This window comes from Corynebacterium hiratae (assembly GCF_009708045.1).
In the GTDB taxonomy this organism is placed as follows: Bacteria; Actinomycetota; Actinomycetes; order Mycobacteriales; family Mycobacteriaceae; genus Corynebacterium; species Corynebacterium hiratae.
Genome location: NZ_VIOG01000013.1, coordinates 1 through 19053, shown reverse-complemented (window position 1 = coordinate 19053; position 19053 = coordinate 1). Strand labels below are relative to the sequence as shown.

Below are 19053 nucleotides of genomic sequence, written 5' to 3'. Positions count from 1 at the left end.
GACGGGTTCTTCTATCGGGAGCGCCTTTGTTGCAGGTTACCGGCGCTTTTACTCTTTTGTGTTTGGTGGCTGGGGTGTTAGCTGCTGTCGGGTGGTTCCTCTGGTGGTTGTCCTGCTTGTTCGGCGTTGAGTCTGGCTAGTGCTTCTTGGTATTCCGGCATTGCGGTAATCGGTGCTCCCCAGGGCGGGATGAAGCTGACCCCGGTGTTGAGCCGGTACATGTAGCCGCGCCCAGTAGGCCTTTGTGGGTCATCATCATTGATCCCGTTGTGGTAGGCGCACAGGAAGGTCAGGTTCTTGATGTTGGTGTAGCCACCAGCCTGCCAAGGAATGAGGTGGTGCACTTGGCAGTAATCAGCTGGCTTATTACACCCAGGCCTAGAACAGGTGTGGAATTCAGCGTGCAGGGTAAGGCGTTGGTTGAAGTTTGCCCCGCGCTCTAGCCGCCAGGTGTTGATGGGGCCTTCGACAGGGTGCACGATGGTGGCATACCCGATTTCGGCAAACTTGTGGGTGAGGAATTCTGCCCCTGTCATGCGCGCGCCGTTGGTGAGGTTGAGTTCGATCTCGTCCCCGTCACCGTTGATGATCTGGTCCAACTCATTCAGGGTGACGATGACTTGGGTGCGCACCGCAGGCTTGGCGCCGGAGGCTTGGTTGAAGAAGACGTCGTTGGCGGCTTGTAGCAGGTCGGTGTTGTTGGTGGATTCTAGGACTGCGCGCATGTTGGCGATGGTGGTGGCATCGTCAGTAATCGAGAGGGTGTTGGGTCCTTCGGTTCTGTAGGTGATGCGCACGCCTGGTTTGGCGGTTCTTTTGCGTTTGAGTTCTTTAAGGCGTGCGGTGGCCACGGCAGGGATGCGGTGTGCGGGGGTGGCGGCGAGTTTTGCTCGGAGGTTCCACGCGTCGAGGGTTTTCTTTACTTTTGAAACGTAGGTTTCAATGAGTGTGAGGGTGCCTAGGCTGTGGCGTTGGGCAAGGGCGGCTGCACGTGCTTTCTTTTGCTTACCGGTGTAGCGGGTGGGTCCGAAGTACACCTGGTGTAGCTGTGACAGCTCGGCAGCATCGGCTGGGTCGGCGCCGAGCGCGCGGAGCTTTTCGGGTGTGCCAGGTATATGCTCCACCAGCGCAATCCCCGAGTTGCGGAGGCGGAGGTAGGTTTCGATATCCCCCATGGGCACAGAGACTAAAACAGCACCCGCAACCCCGCAACCGGAGTGAAGAAAATACCTGGTGTTAGCCGACGCAGGAGCCGGTTGGGGTGGCGTCGACAAGCTGCGTAACGTCACCCACGTGGCCGCGCACCTCGTCCGCGGTGAGTGCATAGCCCGTATCGGAATCCTCCACGGAAGCACCAAACACAACGCCGAGCACCTGGCCCTCCGGGTTGATCATCGGGCCGCCGGAATTGCCCTGCCGGATGCTGCCGCGCACCGTGTAGGCATCGCGCTCCACGCGGCCCGTGGAATAGATATCCGGCCCCGCGATGGTGAGGCGATCCCGCACTCGCGCCGGCTCCGCCGTGAACGGACCCGACTGCGGGAATCCCAAGACGATGGCATCATCCCCCGTCACAGCCGCTTGCTCCGCCCACGGCAAAGGTTCCAAGCCCAAGCCCGGGCTATGCAGCACCGCAATGTCCACATCCGAGTTGTAGTACACCACGTGCGCCTCCTTGAGCCCGAGCACAGTATCGAGGTGAACCTTATCCGTGCCGGCCACGACGTGGGCGTTCGTGATGACGTAGTCCGGTTCCGTAACAAAGCCCGAGCCCATCAGCCGGCGCGAGCACGCCTCCGCATCACCCAGCACGTGGATTACGGAAGGTCGCACGCGTTCCGCCAGCTCAGGGTCCTCGATGTTCACTGCGGGAGCATCCACCTCCACATCGGCACCGGAGCGCTCCCACGGAGACACCAGCGGCGGCAGCCCAGACTCGTTGAGTAGTGCTGCGATACCGTTCGGCAGCGCCGCTAGGCGCGAGGGTGCCGCTGCATTGAGCGCGCTGAGTACGTGCGACTCACGCAGCGCCTGCCCCGGCCGGCCACCCAGGTTGGATGCCAAAGGCAGGGAAACCAACCAAATCACCACGATGGCCGCCACCGCCTGGAATACCGCACCAACTGAGGAGTCCACGCGCTGCCCCGAGCGGGTGCGCATGCGGTCCCGCAACGCCATGCCAAGCGACGTCCCCACCAGCTGCCCTAAGCCCACCAGCAGAATGAGCACGCCGACAGCCAACAAGAAGCGCACGGCGGCCTGGTCCGCCAAGCCCATCGCCAGCGGGGCAACCACGGTTCCCAGCACCAGCCCCGCAATGATTCCCACGGCGGCGAGGACCGCTGCCAAGGCGCCCTGCCGCCAACCCACGCGAACAGCGAGGAGCACGGCAACCACGATCAGGATGTCAACAGCAAGAGACACAGAGGGAATGCTTTCTTAAGGGCTAAAAGGGGCAGAAACTAACCTATCTTCTCATTATTCAAGGAGCGGTTGAGTGATTCACGCAGATCGTGAACCATTTTCTTATCCCATTCCACGCTCCAGCCCGCATGATCCATCAGCCCAGACAGCACTCCCGCGGTAAAGCCCCACACCAGGTAGCCCCGCGTCCGAAACGCCGGCCCCTTCCAGCGGCCAAATCCCACCATCATGCGATTCGTGGGATCCGCCAGCTCCCGCAAAGGGACGGTGAAGACATCATCGGTTTCCGCGGGGCTCGCCGGCCACACGTCACCCGGTTTATGCCAATACGCCAGGACCGGGCTCACGGTGTTGCCGGTAGCTGGGATATCCAGCTTGCTCCACTGCTCAAGGGGCGTGACGGTGGAGCGGTCGAGGCCGGTTTCTTCCTCGGCTTCGCGCAGGGCGGCGTCGACAAGCGAGGCGTCCTCCTCGTCCTTGCGCCCACCGGGGAAAGCAATCTGCCCGGAGTGCGAGCGCATCGAGGGCGAGCGGTGCGTGAGCAGCACCTCACCATCCTCAAAACTGGTGCCCTTCAGCAGCACCAACACTGCCGATTCACGCCGGCGCTTGGCGGCCGGGACTTGCCGAATGAGGCGTTCTTGGACCTTGTCTGTATCAACCCCGAGCGCCGGGCGCAGCCACTCCGGGGCGTGAGCAGGAAACAGGCGGCTCACTGAAGAACCTCCTCGACGGCCGCCTCCAATTCTTCGGCGGAGCTAAACGGTTTGATGAACTTCTCTTCCACCTTGCCATCGCGCACCACGAGGGTGATGGGGATGACGCCCGGCAGACCCAGTTGGCCGGCGAAGGTGCCGTCATCATCCTGATAGCTGGGGATGTCGACCTGCAGGTCACTCAGAAGCGCGGCACCGTTGGCGGCGTTCGCATCCGCATGGACGCCGACGACATTCCACGTCGAGTGTGAGCGCGCGAGATCTTCGAAGAAGGGCAGCTCCGTGCGGCACGGCTCGCACCACCATGCCCACACCGTGACGATCTGAACGTTCTTGGCCGCCGCGGTACCGGCCGCTCCTAAGCAGGGAAGGTCCACCCCAACAATGGGCCCCTCGGGGCACTTGGGACGCTTGGCTATTTCTTGCTCCTGCGCCTCGGGGACGGGGACCTCCGGCTCATCATCCTCAAGGAGATTCACCACGCCGACGAACGCGAGTGCCGCCAGCGCAACAATGGCTGCGATGCTCACCTTCACGTATCCGGGCCACCGAGAATATTGGCTCATTGCTCCACCTTAACCCCGCGACGGGCACCATGGGGCGAGGACGCAGGCCGTACACTTCGGCTTCCGGGCGGTGCACACGCGCCGCCCGTGGAGGATGAGACGGTGAGAAAATACGGTTTGTTCCTCTTCGGGCACGCGCTTGGCGACGTCCCTCTCAATCGCCCGCGGCGTCTTCGCCTCGGTCAGACCGAGCCGCTGGCTCAGGCGCGTGACGTGGGTATCCACGGTGATTCCCGGCAGCCCGAAGGCATTTCCCCGCACCACCAGCGCGGTCTTGCGGCCGACGCCGGGCAGCGAGGTGAGCTCGTCGATGCCGCGTGGTACCTGCCCGTCGAAGTCCGCGACGAGCTTTTCACCGATGCCCAACAGGTGGCCGGCTTCATGCGCTGAAAGCCGAGTGGGCGGAGAATGCGCTCAAGGTCGGCGCGGTCCGCGGCGGCATAATCCGGCGCGGAGGGGTAGGCGGCGAACAGCTCCGGGGTGACCTGGTTGACGCGGGCATCCGTGCACTGTGCTGAAAGCACTGTCGCTACGAGTAGCTCAAGGGGGTTGGTGAAGTCTAGTTCACAGTCGGCATCGGGATATTCGTCCGCGAGGGCGGTACGAATATGGGCAACACGCGCTTCCTCGGTATCATCGTCATGCTGTGCAAAAAGGTCAGGGGACATAGAAATAACTCTAGTGACGGCAGTTAAAATGGAAAGCATGATTTCGCTCGTTGTTCTCGTCCCGCTGTGCCTCGCTCTGTTTGCCATTCTTATGGAAAAGCTAGAGGCAACGGCCTTCGAGAATTAAACAGATTAGTAAAGGCATGTGACTATTTTTCCCGTTGGTGGAAATAGTGACTAATTGCACTGTATGATGTTGTGCAGTGCCTCGTGGCGCACTGGAGACTAGGTGCGTCAAAATAGACCAAACCAGCTTGCGTCCAAGTGTTTTCCTCGCTGCGCAGGCTTTAAGGAGTAACAGTGGAAGGCGTACAGGACATCCTCTCCCGCGCTGGCATTTTCCAGGGCGTCGATCCGGTAGCAGTACAAAACCTCATCGAGCAAATGGAAACCGTCCGTTTCCCGCGCGGCACCACCATTTTCGAGGAAGGAGAGCCGGGCGACCGCCTCTACATCATCACCTCGGGAAAGATTAAGCTTGCTCGCCACGCCCCGGATGGCCGTGAGAACCTGCTGACCGTGATGGGCCCGTCCGATATGTTCGGTGAGCTTTCTATCTTCGATCCGGGCCCGCGCACCTCGTCTGCTGTGTGCGTCACCGAGGTCACCGCCGCCACGATGAACTCCGAAATGCTCAAGCAGTGGGTGGCTGATCATCCGGCGATTGCGCAGCAGCTGCTGCGCGTGCTGGCTCGCCGCCTACGTCGCACCAACGCCAACCTGGCGGACCTCATCTTTACCGATGTTCCGGGCCGCGTGGCCAAGACCCTGCTGCAGCTGGCTAACCGCTTCGGCTCGCAAGAGGGCGGTGCACTGCGCGTGAACCACGACCTCACTCAGGAAGAGATCGCCCAGCTCGTCGGCGCGTCCCGCGAGACCGTCAACAAGGCGCTGGCCACCTTCGCCCACCGCGGCTGGATTCGCTTGGAAGGCAAGTCGGTGCTCATCGTCGATACCGAGCACTTGGCTCGCCGCGCGCGCTAGGTCTTCAAGGCCGAGCCTGTATATGCCGCCTCCGGGCGGCTGTGGCCCAATGCAAAATCCCCCGAGAATTTCTCGGGGGATTTTCCTATGCGGTGTTTCAGTTCTGAGCCGCGAGGTACTTCAGCGCAGTGCGCGTGGATTGCTCGGCGGCGTGGCGAAGGACCGGGTCGACGTCGTCGTACATCTCATCGACGAGGGTCTTAACGTCAACATCCTCACCAAGGCGCCCGCGGACCTCTTTAATCTGATCCAAGCGGTGGTGGCGGCGGTCAATGTACTTGCGGGCAACCGCGGAGGTGTCCTCCAAGTCCGGGCCATGCCCCGGGAAGAGTGCTACATCCTTGCCGCGCTCTTCGAGAAGGTCCAGCGTCTTCAGGTAGGCACCCAAGTCACCATCGGTCTCAGACAGGAGCACGGTGTGACGGCCAGCGATGGTATCACCGGTCAGAATTCCCTCCAGGGTGGAGTTCTTAGCTTCTTCGGACCATACGAAGAAGCAGGTGGAATCCGCAGTGTGGCCAGGGGTATGGACCACCTCGAGTTGCGGGGTGATGCCGTCGACGGTGATCACTTCGCCGTCGACAAGCGCCTCCGCGCCGTTGCAGTAGTTCGGATCGAACGCGCGAATCGGAGCGCCGGTGAGCTGGCGCAGACGCTGAGCGCCCGAGGCGTGATCATCGTGGCGGTGAGTGAGAAGGATCAGTGCTACCTCGCCCGCTTTCGCGGTCACAACGTTGAGATGCCCCTCATCCTCTGGGCCTGGATCGACCACAATGGCGCGGGAATCTTCTCCGGCGCGAATGATCCACGTGTTGGTGCCTTCCAAGGCGGTGTAGCTGGGATTATCGCACAGCACAACACCGACGGACTGGCTCACGGGACGCAATTGGCTATATGCAGGATGCTCCATGGTTCTAACCCTATCCGATTACTCAGCGATTTCTACGATAACTTCGATCTCAACGGGGGAATCCTTCGGAAGGACCGCTACCCCCACGGCAGAACGCGCGTGAACACCGGCATCACCAAAGACCTCCCCGAGGAAGTTCGAGGCACCGTTGATAACCGCGGCCTGATCCGTAAAGGATGGAGCCGAGGCGACGAAGCCGACCACCTTCACCACGCGGGTGACACGGTCGAGGCCCACGAGGCCATCGATGGCAGCCAACGCGTTTAGCGCGGCCGTGCGCGCCAGCTCCTGTGCCTTCTCGAGGTCCACTTCTGCGTCAACCTTGCCGGTGGCAGGCAATTCGCCGCCCACGACGGGCAGCTGACCGGAGGTCCATACCTGGTTTCCTACCTTGATGGCCGGGATATAGGACGCGAGAGGGGCCGCGACAGAAGGAAGCTCGACACCGAGTTCTTCCAAGCGTGCGAGGGCACCCATTAGGACTCCTCCAGAGGGCGCTTGAAATAGGCGACGACATTCTCCGGGTTCATGCCCGGGGTGATAGTGACGAGCTCCCAGCCGTCCTCACCCCAGGAATCGAGGATTTGTTTCGTCGCGTGTGTAAGAACCGGCGCGGTTGCATATTCCCATTTAGTCATGGGCCCAATGCTACTAAATACCGATGAGTTCGCCACCCTCAGCAAGGTAATGCGCCCAGCTGGTGATGTGCGGATTTTTACGCAGAAGGGCGCGGCGCTGGCGCTCCGTGAGGCCGCCCCACACACCAAACTCCACGCGGTTATCAAGGGCATCCGCGCGACACTCGTTCAGCACCGGGCAGTGACGGCAAATCACCGCGGCCTTACGCTGCTCTGCCCCTCGCACGAAAAGCGCATCGGGGTCACCGTTGCGGCACTTGGCTTGGGTAACCCACTCACCACGCTCGGAGGTTAACGAGGCATTCTTTACCATTGCGGACCGTCCTGCACCTTTGACACTGACTGCCATGGCTAGGTAACTCCTTCCAAGTTCCCCCCGTCGTAGTGGAAGATCGTGAATAACCCTCAACCCGACGGAATATTATGTACCATTGGTAAGTCTATTCACAGACCGGTATACCTGTCTAACAGGTCACACTTTAGGGGGGTCTCCCGGTTGTCGCCCTAAAGCACTAGTGTGTGGAGGGTGACTGTCATCAAATCCCTGGGAAAGCTCGTCCTGTCCACAGCACTGGTCGGCATCCTCATCGCGCTAGCCATCGCCCCCGTCGCCGGCGTCAGTGGCATTGCCGTTGCTAGGACGAACGAAACGATGCAATCGGACATCCAGGATCTCACCAGCGGGGATACCCCCGGCGTGAGCACCATCTTGGACGCCAAGGGCAACCCCCTTGCCTACATCTACGAACAGCGCCGCCATCCCGTACAGCCGGATGAGATCTCCGACGCTATGAAGCAGGCAGTTGTGGCCATCGAGGATCGCCGCTTCTATGAGCACGAAGGCGTCGATCTGCAGGGCAACGTCCGCGCTTTGTGGACCAACCTGGCCGCGGGCGGCGTCTCCCAGGGCGCGTCCACGCTGGATCAGCAGTACGTGAAGAACTATCTCCTCCTCGTCAACGCCACCACGGATGAAGAACGCCAAGCCGCAACCGAGCAATCCATAGCCCGCAAGCTGCGCGAGATGCGCATGGCGACGGATATCGACGCCAAGCTTTCCAAGGATGAGATCCTGACCAACTACCTCAACCTCGTGCCCTTTGGTAACCACTCCTACGGCATCGAGGCCGCCGCCCGCACCTATTTCGGCTCCGATGCCGCGCACCTCACCGTGCCGCAGGCAGCGATGCTCGCCGGCATGGTGCAGTCCTCGGAATACCTCAACCCCTATACCAACGAGGAAGGCGTGCTCGAGCGCCGCAATGTGGTGCTCCAAGCTATGGTCGACACCGGCTCTCTATCCCAGGAGGACGCCGATGCCTATGCCCAAGAACCCCTTGGGGTGTTGGATAGCCCCGCCACGCTGCCCAATGGCTGCATCGGCGCGGGAGATCGCGGTTTCTTCTGCGACTACGTGATGGACTACCTCGCCGATAAGGGCATAGACCGCGAGCATCTAGCGCGCGGTGGCCTGACCGTGAAAACCACCCTTGACCCCGACGTCCAGGACCAAGCTCTCAACGCAGTACGCAGCCACACCGCCCCGGATACCGAGGGCGTGGCGGAAGTCATGAATGTGATCAAGCCGGGCACTGATTCCCGCAAAGTCCTCGCCATGGTGTCCTCGCGCACCTACGGGCTCGACCTGGCCAACAACGAAACCCTCCTGCCCCAGCCCAATTCGCTGGTGGGCAACGGCGCCGGCTCCGTGTTCAAGCTCTTTACCGCCGCGGCCGCCTTGGAATCGGGCTACGGCATCAAAGACAAACTGGCAGTGCCCAAGCGCTACGAGGCGGAAGGGCTAGGCTTCGGCGGCGCTGAGAACTGCCCACCCAACAAGTACTGCGTGGAAAACGCCGGCAGCTACGCCTCCACGATGACCATGCAGGACACGCTCGCCTACTCCCCCAACACCCCCTTCATCCAGCTCACTGAGCAGCTTGGCGTCGAGCGCATCGTCGACATCGCCGTGAAGCTCGGCCTGCGCTCCTACGAGGAGCCCGGCAGCTACGACGGCGAATCCTCCATCGCCGACCACATCAAGGACTCCAACCTGGGCTCCTTCACGCTCGGCCCGACGGCGGTGAACGCGCTCGAGCTTTCCAACGTGGGGGCGACGGTGGCGTCGGAAGGCATGTGGTGCGAGCCGAACCCCATCGAGGAGGTCACGGACTCCCACGGTAACGAGGTGTACCTCAAGCACACCCCGTGCGAACGCGCGGTGGGCAAAGAGGTGGCCAAGGCGCTGGAAAACAACATGACCGCCGATACTGAAAAGGGCACGGCGGCCGATTCTGCGCGTGCTGCGGGCTTCAGCGGAAAGGCCGCCGCCAAGACCGGTACCACGGAGTCCAACCAGTCCTCGGCATTCCTCGGCTTCAACTCTGAGGTTGCTGCCGCGCCGTATATCTACAATGACGGCACCACCACGAGCCCGCTGTGCACCGGGCCCGTGCGCCAGTGCGCCAACGGCAACCTCTTCGGTGGCAAGGAGCCCGCATCAACGTTCTACACCATGGCCGCGCGCGTTCCCGATGCGCTGAAGGGAACGGTGCCGGACTACGACCGCGCTTATGATTCGGGCACGGTATCGCCGCTTATCGACGGGTTGAAGGGCAAGTCCGAAAGCCAAGCCCGCTCCGCTCTGGAGAAGGCTGGCTACGTGGTCAAAACCACCGAGGTTCCCGCGCCCGGCGTGGGCTACGGCAAGGTGGTTCGTGTCATCACCGGCGCATCCGGCACTAAGAAGGGTGCGGAGGTAACGCTGCAGCTTTCCGACGGCTCCGCTGGCGACTCCGCAAGCTCCGGCACCTCTGGCTACAGCTATTACACCCCATCAGCGCCGAGCGGCAACGGCGGTGGCACGGACAATGGCCAGCCGGCTACTCAGTCCGACCCGCTGTTCTCCCAAGAGGATGTCGACCGCTTGACGAACGACGTGCGGGATTTCTTCGGGCTTTAGCGCTTAGCGCGCTAAAGCGTAAAAACGGGCTAGAGCGTGACAAGGCGCTAAAGCGTAAAACGAGCTACAGCGTGGGTGCTAGCGCTCCTGCGCTAGCACGCTAGTTGAGGGCGGCCTTGACCGCGGTGGACAGGCGCTTGCCGTCGGCGCGCCCAGCAGCCTTGGCGGTGGCCACCTTCATCACGTTGCCCATCTGCTTGATGGTCACCGGCTCGCCGGAGTCCTTCTCAACCTCGGCGATGGATTCAGCGACGAGGGAGTTCAGGGCGTCGTCGTCAAGCTGCTCCGGCTGGTAGGCCTCGAAGAAGGGGACGTCGACAAGCTCTGCCTCCGCCAACTCGGGGCGGCCGTTTTCCGCGTAGACCTCTGCGGACTCGCGGCGCTTCTTGATCTCACGGGCGATGACCTTGAGGATGTCCTCATCGGTGATCTCGTGGCGGGAACCAGTAGTTTCCTCCGCTTGGATGGCAGACAGCAGAGAACGGATGGCGCTCGTACGGGCCTTGTCCTTGGCCTTCATCGAGGTCTTGAGGTCAGCACGGATAGTTTCTTTCAACTCACTCATGCCCTTCAATCTACGCCTGCCGGCCAGGTAGTGTGGTGAAGGTGAAGATTTTCCCTGTTCTTGGCGGACTCGCCGCCGCCGGCCTAGGCGTTGCCGCGTGGGCGCACTCAGAACTCACCAAGTTTGAGCTCAAGGAGTACACCCTGCCGCTGCTGGAGCCCGGTACGCTGCGCGAGGAGTCCGAGTTCCGTATCCTGCACGTGTCCGACCTCCACATGATCCCGGGCCAGCGCGCCAAAATCGAGTGGGTCTCAGGCCTCGATGCCCTTGACCCGCACTTGGTGATCAATACCGGTGACAACCTCTCCGACGAGCGCGCGGTCCCCGAGGTCCTCCGCGCCCTTGGCCCGCTGCTGAGCCGCCCGGGGATGTTCTGCTTCGGCACCAACGACTACTGGGCGCCGCGTATCCCGAACCCCTTCAACTACCTGATTGGGAAGAAGAACGAACCTTCCTACGTGAACCTGCCCTGGAAGGGCATGCGCGCGGCCTTCCTGGAACACGGCTGGCACGACGCCAACCAGGCCCGCGTGGAGTTCAAGGTGGGCGATGTTCGCCTGGCTGCCGCCGGTGTGGACGACCCGCACCACGATTTGGATGACTACTCCGAAATCGCCGGCGCCCCGAACGAGGACGCCGACCTCTCCTTGGCGCTACTGCATTCCCCGGAACCTCGCGTCCTGGAGAAGTTCGCCGCCGACGGCTACCAGCTGTCTCTGTCCGGGCACACGCACGGCGGCCAGCTCTGCCTGCCTTTCAAGGTGGCGGGCTCACGTTCCATTGTGACCAATTGCGGCATCGACCGCGTTCGCGCGGAGGGCCTGCACCGATTCGGAGAGATGTACATGCATGTCTCCAACGGGCTGGGCACCTCGAAGTTCGTTCCTTTCCGCCTCTTCTGCCGCCCGTCCGCCACGCTGCTGCGTATCACAGAGAAGGCCGCCTAGGATTACCCCCTCCACGCTGCCGTTTTGTCCTTTCAGGCTGGGGTGCGTTACAGTATTCCGGTACCGCTTAGAGCGAGACACCGGGATATGGCGCAGCTTGGTAGCGCGCTTCGTTCGGGACGAAGAGGTCGCAGGTTCAAATCCTGTTATCCCGACCATTAAACCCGCAGGAAACTGCGGGTTCTTTTCGTTTTCACCGGGCGGCGGGCAGGGCGTCCGCCCTCCTAGAAGCTGGAGGAGCCACCCGAACCGGAAAAGCCCGAGCTAAACCCGCTGTTGACGCCGCCGCTGCTGCCGGAAGAGCTATCGCGGGCGGCAGTCGCGTCACTGTCCCAGGTGCTCACAACATAGAAGGGCACGTAACCGTGGTAGCCAGAGCCGGCGAAGAAGTGGGAGTCATAGATATGCGTGCGTACGGGGCGTTCCTCGGCCTCGTTCTCCTTCTGCAGCTGTGCTTGCAGGTGCTCCGAGAGCAGCGCGGTTCGGTCCAAGAGCTCCAAGTAGCGCTCCATGAACTGCGGGTGGTTCGGCGCCTTGGACAGGGCCACGGCGGTGTCTTCCAGCTCCTTGGCGTGGCGCTCAAGCGCCGAGTCGATGTCCGCAGCCAGGTACCCCGCCTGGGCGAGGTCCTTGCCCAGCTCGTAGAGCTCATAGCGGCGCGTGTCGGGATCAGCGTTCTCGATGCGGTGCAGCTTTTCGATGTTAGCCTCGGCGGTCTCTACACGTTCGCAGAGCAAACGCGCACGAGCAATGAGCACGGAGCGTGAGCGGAACTGCTCGTCCGGCGCGTCGGCCGGAATCGACATGAGGGAACCCACCTTGTCATCGATGGCCAGGAAGTCATCGCGCAGGCCCTCCCAGTCCTCGCGCAGGCGCTCATCCACTAGACCCGATTGCAGCGAGTGCGCCCGGATATCGATCTCCCGCAGGCGCTGCGCCACATCGGTATAGGTCTGCGACACATAATCCCAATCCTCGCGCGCCTGCTGCGCGTTCTTCTGACGGCTGCGGCGAGTACCGCCAACGATGCCTGCACCCGCGCCACCAACGCTCAGGCCCGCTACCCCCAGACCAATGGCCGCCCCAACGCGGTTATTTTGAGCACTCTCAAACTGGGTATCCGCAGCACGGTCCACGTCGATCGCTGCCGCCGCACCCGCAAAGAGACCAGCAGGAATGTTGTCATCCCGCACGCCCGGTTTAATGGCTTCGATGGACTGCTCGAGATGACTGTCATTCTTGCGCAGCTTCATCTGCTCGGCCACGTCCTCACCCGCGAAGACGAAGGCCTGGCGCGGATCGAGGCCGACGCCGACGAAGACTTGGCCATCGGCAAACTTATCCTTGCCAATGAGCTCGGGGTGATTATCGCGCAGGTACTCCTCCACGGAGTCATTGACGTTTTCTTTGTTCTTGGCAAAGACCATGTAGTGCAGCCCTTGGACCACGTCGGGGGCGGCGATCCGGGAGACGTCGCCAAGCATGCGCTCTTCCTCCTCCGGAGTGAGCACATCGTCGGGGTCCATGATGTCGGCCTGTACCTCGCGCTGCGCGGGCTGCATGAGAAAATCGGCACGCTCCGGCGCATCGAAGACCGCCAAGCTCGCGCCCGCACCAATACCTCCGAGCAGCAGACCTCCCGCCACTACTGCACCGACGATAGCGCCGACTGACGTTATTTTGGGACCACGGCTGGCGGCAAAAGGTTTGATATCGCGAGAGTCGGTCACGGTGATTCTCCAATGCTTCAGCGTTCAGTGCCGCCAATTTTACCCCCGAAAATTGGAAACGACGCGGTGCCCCTACAGCAGCCGCGTCGCCCCTATTCCCTATCACTCACAACGGATTGGAGAAACCGTTTGCCTACCCCCTAAGTAGGCTTTGTGAGCGATTCTCACTCTAGCACTATTTCCCCTCGCAACGGTAGATAAATCTTCAAAAACTCTGTAACGCTTCTACCGGCTCAGTCGATGCTTCACACGCAGGCCTTTGAGCTAGGCTTTTCCATTTTCTTCGTGCCTAGCGGGTGCCCCCACGAGAACGAAAGCCGCGATCGAAATTACCCCCAAAATAGCCAGCGCGGTCCACAGCTGTGGGGACTGCCCCCCATTGCCTGCCACGGTGATGGCGGAGGTTGCCCACTGCATGGGAAAGAGGTGCACGAGCGCACTCATCGCGGCGTTGAGATCGGTTCCCGTCGAGGCCGCTTTCCACGCCCATCCCACGACGCCCACCTGGGCTACGCCAAGCACGCTGCCTAGGCCCCAACCAGCGAGCCCCAGTCCGCGCACGAGTGCGTACACAATGCTTGCCGACGCCACCCCGGCCCCCGCCGCCGCGAGACCCGCCCACGCCACGGCCGCGGCGGTTCCACCGGTAGCAAGAAGTGCCACGAGCAGGCCCACCACAACTCCGATCAGCACCGCGCCGCCCAGCAGCGCGAGGATACGACGCTCCACGCGCGTCAGCAGCGCTCCGATAACCCCGCCGCCCAAGACGGCGATAGCCGCGAGGAGCATGGCCACGATGGGGCTGAGCAGCTGGGAAGGCGCGCTATCGTCCTCAGCTGGTCCGGCCACGGTGGGCAAGGCACGCTGCGCGCCCTGCACCTTGGACCGGTTCTGCTGCGCCATGCCGTCGACCTTCTCTGCGCCGGCAACGAGCTTGTCCACACCTTGCAGGGCCTCATCGACCTTGGAGTTGAGCTCACCAATACCGGCATTGAGCTGCTTTGCGCCCTCCGTGGCTTGGTAGACGCCATCGTGGTAGGCGTAGCCGCTCACGGCCAACTGGTTGGAGAGCTCGCGCGAGCCATCCTTCAGCTGCGTCAGTTGATCCTGAACGGACTGGTCAAATTGGAAGTTCTCCACTTGGCTGCGCAGATCACCGAGCTGCGAGCGGATGTTCTTCGCCTCCGCCGAGTTGTTTCCTTCCAAGTCCTTGAGGGTGCCGTCGATGGCCTGCAGGATCTGTCCGCGGACCACGCCCAGGCCGATGACTTGGTCGACGGCGCCGCCGACGCCGTCGGCCAGCTCGGTAGCACCGTTGCCCAGCTGGGCGGTGCCGGATTGCAACTGGACGAGACCGTCGTATAGCTCCTGCGAGCCGCCGGCCAGCTTGTCCACACCGCCACCCAGTTCGCCGGCTCCATCCTTCAACTCACCGGTGCCATCGGCCAGCTGCTGCGCTCCATTCGCCAGGAATCCCGCCTGGGCATTGGCTTCGCTGAGGGCGCGGGCGACGTCGTAAAGCTCAGCGGGATCGATGGTGCCATCGCTGGGCGCACCCGCCTGCTCCTGGGACCAGGCTTCGGCTGGCTGCCACTCGGACACGGTGGCAACGACCGCGCCGATAACAAGCGGCACAATAAGCACGAGGGCGAGAAGGAGTGCGCGGGTGCCAACCTGTCGGTTAGCGTCGGCAGGAGTAGCTAGGCGTGAGGTCATGTAAAAGAAACTATCGCCCACGCTGGGCAAAAGCGGTCAGGCGCGCGGAAAAGCCCCGCCAGGAACTAGCTTCAATGAACTAGACCGGCGGGGCTACTGGGGTTACGTAATTAACGCGTATGCGTTAATTACTTCTTCTCAGCGAAGAGCTCGCGCACGCGCTTGCCCAGCTGCGGGGAGACGGCATCCCAGTAGGCGTAGACGCGCTCCTCGGTCTCCGGGGACACACCGGCCATAGCGTTGGTGATGTTGTCCGCCAGGCGCTCCTTGGCGCCATCGTCGTAGACGTTCTCGTACAGGTCGGTGGCCTGGACGGTGTCGTTGTCCTCAGCGTGGCGGATATAAGGCGCACGCACCAGGTCGATGCCTGCCGGGTCCGGGTTGACGTAGAGATCCGGCGCGGTGGTGGTCTCCTGCTCCTTGAAGCGCAGGTTCTCATCGCCATCCAGGTAGCCGCCGCCCTTGGCGTGGCGGTTCGGGGAGTAGACCGGATCCTCCGGGGCGTTGAATAGGTACTGCATCGGACCCTCGTGCTCATAGGTGTTGACCTGGTTGAGCGGCTGGTTCACCGGCAGCTGCTTGTAGTTCGGTCCGATACGGTAGCGCTGCTGGTCGGAGTACGCGAAGACGCGTGCCTGCAGCATCTTGTCCGGAGACAGCCCAATGCCCGGGACAATGTTGGACGGATCCAGGGCAACCTGCTCAATCTGCGCAAAGAAGTTGCGCGGGTTGCGGTTGAGTACAAAGTATCCGACATCCACCAGCGGGTAGTCCTTCTTGGACCAGGTCTTGGTGAGGTCGAAGGGGTTGAAGCGGTACTCTTCAGCCTCTGCCACCGGCATGATCTGGACCTTGACGTCCCAGACCGGGAAGTTGCCTTCCTCGATGGCGTTGTAGAGGTCCTCGCGGTGGTAGTCCGCGTTCTTGCCAGCCATCTCCGTGGCTTCGGCGTCGGTGAAGTTCTCCACGCCCTGGCGGGTCTTGAAGTGGTACTTCACCCAGAAGGCATCGCCGGACTCGTTGACCCACTGGAAGGTGTGGGAGCCGTAGCCATTCTGGTGGCGGGTGGTCTTCGGGGTACCGCGGTCACCCATAAGGTAGGTCACCTGGTGGGTGGTCTCCGGGTTGCGGGTCCAGAAATCCCACTGCATGTCAGCATCACGCAGGCCGTTGGCGCCCAGACGCTTCTGGGAGTGGATAAAGTCCGGGAACTTAATGCCGTCACGGATGAAGAAGACCGGGGTGTTATTACCCACGATGTCGTAGTTGCCGTCCTCGGTGTAGAAGCGCAGCGCGAAGCCGTGGACGTCACGCCAGGTATCCGGGGAGCCCTGCTCGCCGGCGACGGTGGAGAAACGACCCATCATCGGGGTCACGGTGCCCTTCTGGAAGAGCTTGGCCTTGGTGTAAGCAGAGACGTCCTCGGTAACGTGCAGCTCACCAAAGGCGCCATGGCCCTTAGCGTGCGGGGTGCGCTCCGGCACGCGCTCGCGGTTAAAGTGCGCCAGCTTTTCAATCAGGTGGATGTCATTGAGCACTACCGGGCCGTTCTGGCCAACGGTGATGCTGGTGTTTTCAGTAGCAATTGGCTGACCGGAGGGGCGGGTTGTGTTCGGGCCGCCCGGGGCGCGCTGGCCCTTGTCTAGAACCTTGTCTGCCGCGGACTCATTCGAAGCGTTAGTCATGGGGTTAATGCCTCCTAGATCGGTTGATAATTTGCTTTACATTATCAATCACGGACCTTTCATAGCCTACCCATAAAAAATGACCTGCGCAACAGTTTTTGACGTTGCCAGAGTTCACGGCCTTAAGCCCGAGGCACCCAAGTCCTGCCTCCCCCGACTGGTAAGTTATGGGAGGTGAAACGACACTCCGAGCGCGACGATGCGCGCGTCACCGACCTCGCCCTCAAGGCAGGCCGTGGCGATCGCGCAGCCCTCACGGAGTTCATTAAGTCCACCCAAGATGATGTCTGGCGCCTGCTCGCCCACCTTGGCGGCCCCGATATCGCGGACGATCTCACCCAGGAGACCTACCTGCGCGTCATCGGTGCACTCCCCCGCTTCGCTGCACGCTCCTCAGCGCGCACGTGGCTACTTTCGCTTGCGCGCCGCGTGTGGGTAGATAACATCCGCCACGACATGGCCCGCCCGCGCAAGTCCGCCACCGAGTACGAGGATGCCGCCGCCCTCGCAGCAACTCCCGAAAACGCCGGCACGTGGAGCGAGTGGATCGACGCCCGCACGCTTATCGACGCCCTCCCAGAAGACCGCCGCGAAGCCCTCATCCTGACTCAAGTGCTGGGCTATACCTACGAGGAGGCCGCGAAGATCGCCGGGGTTCGTGTTGGCACTATCCGCTCCCGCGTGGCCGGGCCCGCAAGGACTTAATCAACCAACGCGGCTAATCGTTATCGAGCCGTTACAAATCGGCTTGGCCGGCCATAGAACCTGCATCTACATGCGCCAAACGGCAAATTCTGACACCCCCGCCACTGCCTATCCTTAAGGAAACCGCAGCCCCAGCTGGAAAACACCGATAGACCACGCCTAATCTTTTCCGAGGCACACGTGATAAATCGATAGTCGAACCGGGCCCGCGAGGCTTTCCCGATTGCCCGCACCACACCTTGGGTCGTGATGGCATTACCCCGGCGCGTGTGAGATTGAGAGACCTCTTTACTTTATGTGGAAACGCGCAGTGGCCATTTCCATGGCCTTCATTGGTGTCGTCGTCGGCGCCGGCTTTGCCTCCGGACAGGAAGCACTCCAGTACTTCGTGGCTTTCGGAAACATGGGCCTGTGGGGCGTGCTCCTCGCCTCCGCCCTCATGATTATTACTGGCGTGGCAATTTTGCAGCTCGGATCCTACTTCCAGGCCGACGAGCACACCGCAGTCTATGACAGCATCAGTGGACCTATCGTCTCCCGGATCCTGGACTGGGGCACCCTGGCCACGCTGTTCTCCATTGGCTTCGTCATGTTCGCCGGTGGTGGCTCCACCATCAGCCAGCAATTCGAGGGCGTGCCCATCTGGGTGGGCGGCGCTATTATGCTCGTGCTCGTCCTGCTGGTAGGCCTCCTCGATGTGGATAAGGTCAGTAACGTCATCGGCGCGATTACGCCCTTCATCATTATCTTCGTGGTCCTGGCCACCGGCTACACCATCATCGTGACCGACGTGGATTGGTCCCAAGCCAATGAGTTTGCTGTCAACAACGTCGAGAGTCCGCTCAGCAACTGGTGGCTGGCTGCGCTGAACTACACCGGCCTCAACGTCATGTGCGCGGTCTCGATGTCCATCGTCATCGGCGGCAACATCCTAGATAACCGCGCCGTCGGTGTTGGCGGCCTCATCGGTGGCTTCTTCTACCTGCTTCTGCTTGCCCTCCTCGTGGTTTCCCTCTACATGGTGGCGCCGGAAGTCTACAAGCAGGACCTGCCGGTGCTGACGCTGATCAACCACGTGAACCCGGCTCTGGGTTACTTCATGACCTTCATCATCTACGGCATGGTCTTCAACACCGCCATCGGCATGTTCTACGCCATGGGCAAGCGCCTGACCCGCAAGAAGCCGAAGCTCTTCTACCCCGTCTACGCGGGCGCCTGTGTCGTGGGCTTCATCCTCTCCTTCATTGGCTTCAAGCAGCTGGTCTCCAGCGTCTACCCGATTCTGGGTTGGATTGGCCTGCTCATGATTGCCGTCATGGTCATCACCTGGATTACCCAGCGCGACAAGATCACCTCCGAGTCTGACCGCCGCGTGCGCGCCCGCACCTTGGTTAAGCGCCGCCTTGACCCGCGCGAGCACTTCACCAAGAAGAACGAGCGCGAGCTGCGCAAGCTGGCAGCGGCCTCCAACATGGAAACTGAAGAGTTCGTCTCGACCGTTGCCGATGAGATCCACGAGGAGCTCGAGGCCGACGATGAGATTGAATACGACCGCGAGGACCCAGATCCCTCCGTAACCTTCGTGGAGCACACGAAGCCCGAGGTGCCGAAGGACTAGCCCTTCCGCACACCCCCTTTCCCATTACTCACAAAAGTCCGCCCCCAGATATCACTCTGGGGGCGGACTTTTCTTATTTATGCGGGTTCTAAAACCTGACTTGGCTCACGGTTAGGTGATGAAGGTCACCCTTGACATTGTGGCCTGGAGGTTTGGTGTTGTGGCGGTTATTTTTTCGGCACTAAGCGGGTATCGGCGGGGGTAGCCGGTAGTCTGATT

The 19053-nt window shown here is 61.7% G+C and carries 16 protein-coding genes, 1 tRNA gene and 2 pseudogenes; 6 read left to right on the top strand and 13 right to left on the bottom strand.

Annotated features, from left to right (window positions below):
• Positions 1-77 precede the first annotated feature (77 nt).
• From FME68_RS10685 to nth, 5 genes and pseudogenes are all read right to left on the bottom strand, one after another.
• Positions 78-1175, bottom strand: coding sequence for an HNH endonuclease signature motif containing protein (locus tag FME68_RS10685; protein WP_158397534.1), 1098 nt, complete (start codon positions 1173-1175; stop codon positions 78-80).
• A gap of 61 nt (positions 1176-1236) precedes the next feature.
• On the bottom strand, positions 1237-2424 hold the full coding sequence (locus FME68_RS10680; protein WP_328287822.1) for a MarP family serine protease: 1188 nt from the start codon (positions 2422-2424) through the stop codon (positions 1237-1239).
• 38 nt (positions 2425-2462) lie between these two features.
• The gene (locus FME68_RS10675) at positions 2463-3140 is read right to left on the bottom strand and encodes an NUDIX hydrolase (protein WP_328287821.1); all 678 of its coding nucleotides are present in this window, start codon (positions 3138-3140) and stop codon (positions 2463-2465) included.
• Complete coding sequence (locus tag FME68_RS10670; RefSeq protein WP_158397533.1) at positions 3137-3706, bottom strand: TlpA family protein disulfide reductase; 570 nt, start codon at positions 3704-3706, stop codon at positions 3137-3139. Before FME68_RS10670 ends, FME68_RS10675 begins: the two co-directional genes overlap by 4 nt.
• A 9-nt stretch (positions 3707-3715) precedes the next feature.
• Positions 3716-4374, bottom strand: a pseudogene (nth, locus tag FME68_RS10665) (endonuclease III).
• A 300-nt stretch (positions 4375-4674) separates the two neighbouring features.
• On the opposite strand from nth, the gene glxR reads away from it, so the two are divergent.
• Positions 4675-5358, top strand: a complete 684-nt coding sequence (gene glxR / locus FME68_RS10660; protein WP_046647888.1) for a CRP-like cAMP-activated global transcriptional regulator GlxR — start codon at positions 4675-4677, stop codon at positions 5356-5358.
• A gap of 97 nt (positions 5359-5455) precedes the next feature.
• On the opposite strand, the gene FME68_RS10655 is transcribed toward glxR, so the two are convergent.
• From FME68_RS10655 to FME68_RS10640, 4 genes are read right to left on the bottom strand one after another with little or no spacing between them, the layout of a single operon-like run.
• A complete protein-coding gene (locus FME68_RS10655; protein WP_070509573.1) occupies positions 5456-6268 on the bottom strand; it encodes an MBL fold metallo-hydrolase in 813 nt (270 codons plus the stop codon).
• Between the two features lie 18 nt (positions 6269-6286).
• A complete protein-coding gene (locus FME68_RS10650) occupies positions 6287-6745 on the bottom strand; it encodes a RidA family protein (RefSeq protein WP_158397532.1) in 459 nt (152 codons plus the stop codon).
• Positions 6745-6906, bottom strand: coding sequence for a Sp36 family protein (gene sp36 / locus FME68_RS10645; protein WP_010189965.1), 162 nt, complete (start codon positions 6904-6906; stop codon positions 6745-6747). The genes FME68_RS10650 and sp36 overlap by 1 nt, the downstream gene beginning before the upstream one ends.
• A 13-nt stretch (positions 6907-6919) precedes the next feature.
• The gene (locus FME68_RS10640) at positions 6920-7255 is read right to left on the bottom strand and encodes a WhiB family transcriptional regulator (RefSeq protein ID WP_175974779.1); all 336 of its coding nucleotides are present in this window, start codon (positions 7253-7255) and stop codon (positions 6920-6922) included.
• 177 nt (positions 7256-7432) lie between these two features.
• Here FME68_RS10640 and FME68_RS10635 point away from each other — a divergent pair, with 177 nt between their 5' ends.
• Entirely contained in the window at positions 7433-9868 is a 2436-nt protein-coding gene (locus FME68_RS10635) for a transglycosylase domain-containing protein (protein WP_328287820.1), read from the top strand.
• 100 nt (positions 9869-9968) lie between these two features.
• Here FME68_RS10635 and FME68_RS10630 read toward each other — a convergent pair whose 3' ends face one another.
• On the bottom strand, positions 9969-10433 hold the full coding sequence (locus FME68_RS10630) for a GatB/YqeY domain-containing protein (RefSeq protein WP_070509571.1): 465 nt from the start codon (positions 10431-10433) through the stop codon (positions 9969-9971).
• A 41-nt stretch (positions 10434-10474) separates the two neighbouring features.
• Between FME68_RS10630 and FME68_RS10625 the strand changes: the two genes are divergently transcribed.
• Complete coding sequence (locus tag FME68_RS10625) at positions 10475-11380, top strand: metallophosphoesterase (RefSeq protein ID WP_070509590.1); 906 nt, start codon at positions 10475-10477, stop codon at positions 11378-11380.
• A gap of 81 nt (positions 11381-11461) precedes the next feature.
• Positions 11462-11538: transfer RNA gene (locus FME68_RS10620), tRNA-Pro, on the top strand.
• Between the two features lie 66 nt (positions 11539-11604).
• Here the strand turns inward: FME68_RS10620 and FME68_RS10615 are convergent.
• From FME68_RS10615 to FME68_RS10605, 3 genes are all read right to left on the bottom strand, one after another.
• Positions 11605-13110, bottom strand: a complete 1506-nt coding sequence (locus tag FME68_RS10615; RefSeq protein WP_328287819.1) for a hypothetical protein — start codon at positions 13108-13110, stop codon at positions 11605-11607.
• Between the two features lie 264 nt (positions 13111-13374).
• Entirely contained in the window at positions 13375-14826 is a 1452-nt protein-coding gene (locus FME68_RS10610) for a hypothetical protein (protein WP_158397530.1), read from the bottom strand.
• A gap of 128 nt (positions 14827-14954) precedes the next feature.
• Positions 14955-16511 carry a catalase gene (locus tag FME68_RS10605; RefSeq protein WP_144012811.1) on the bottom strand — a complete coding sequence of 519 codons (1557 nt, stop codon included), beginning with the start codon at positions 16509-16511 and terminating at the stop codon, positions 14955-14957.
• Positions 16512-16685: 174 nt separating this feature from the next.
• Here FME68_RS10605 and FME68_RS10600 point away from each other — a divergent pair.
• Both FME68_RS10600 and FME68_RS10595 read left to right on the top strand, forming a co-directional pair.
• Positions 16686-17233: pseudogene (locus FME68_RS10600) on the top strand (RNA polymerase sigma factor).
• A 278-nt stretch (positions 17234-17511) separates the two neighbouring features.
• Complete coding sequence (locus FME68_RS10595; protein ID WP_158397528.1) at positions 17512-18834, top strand: YkvI family membrane protein; 1323 nt, start codon at positions 17512-17514, stop codon at positions 18832-18834.
• The last annotated feature ends 219 nt before the right edge of the window (positions 18835-19053 follow it).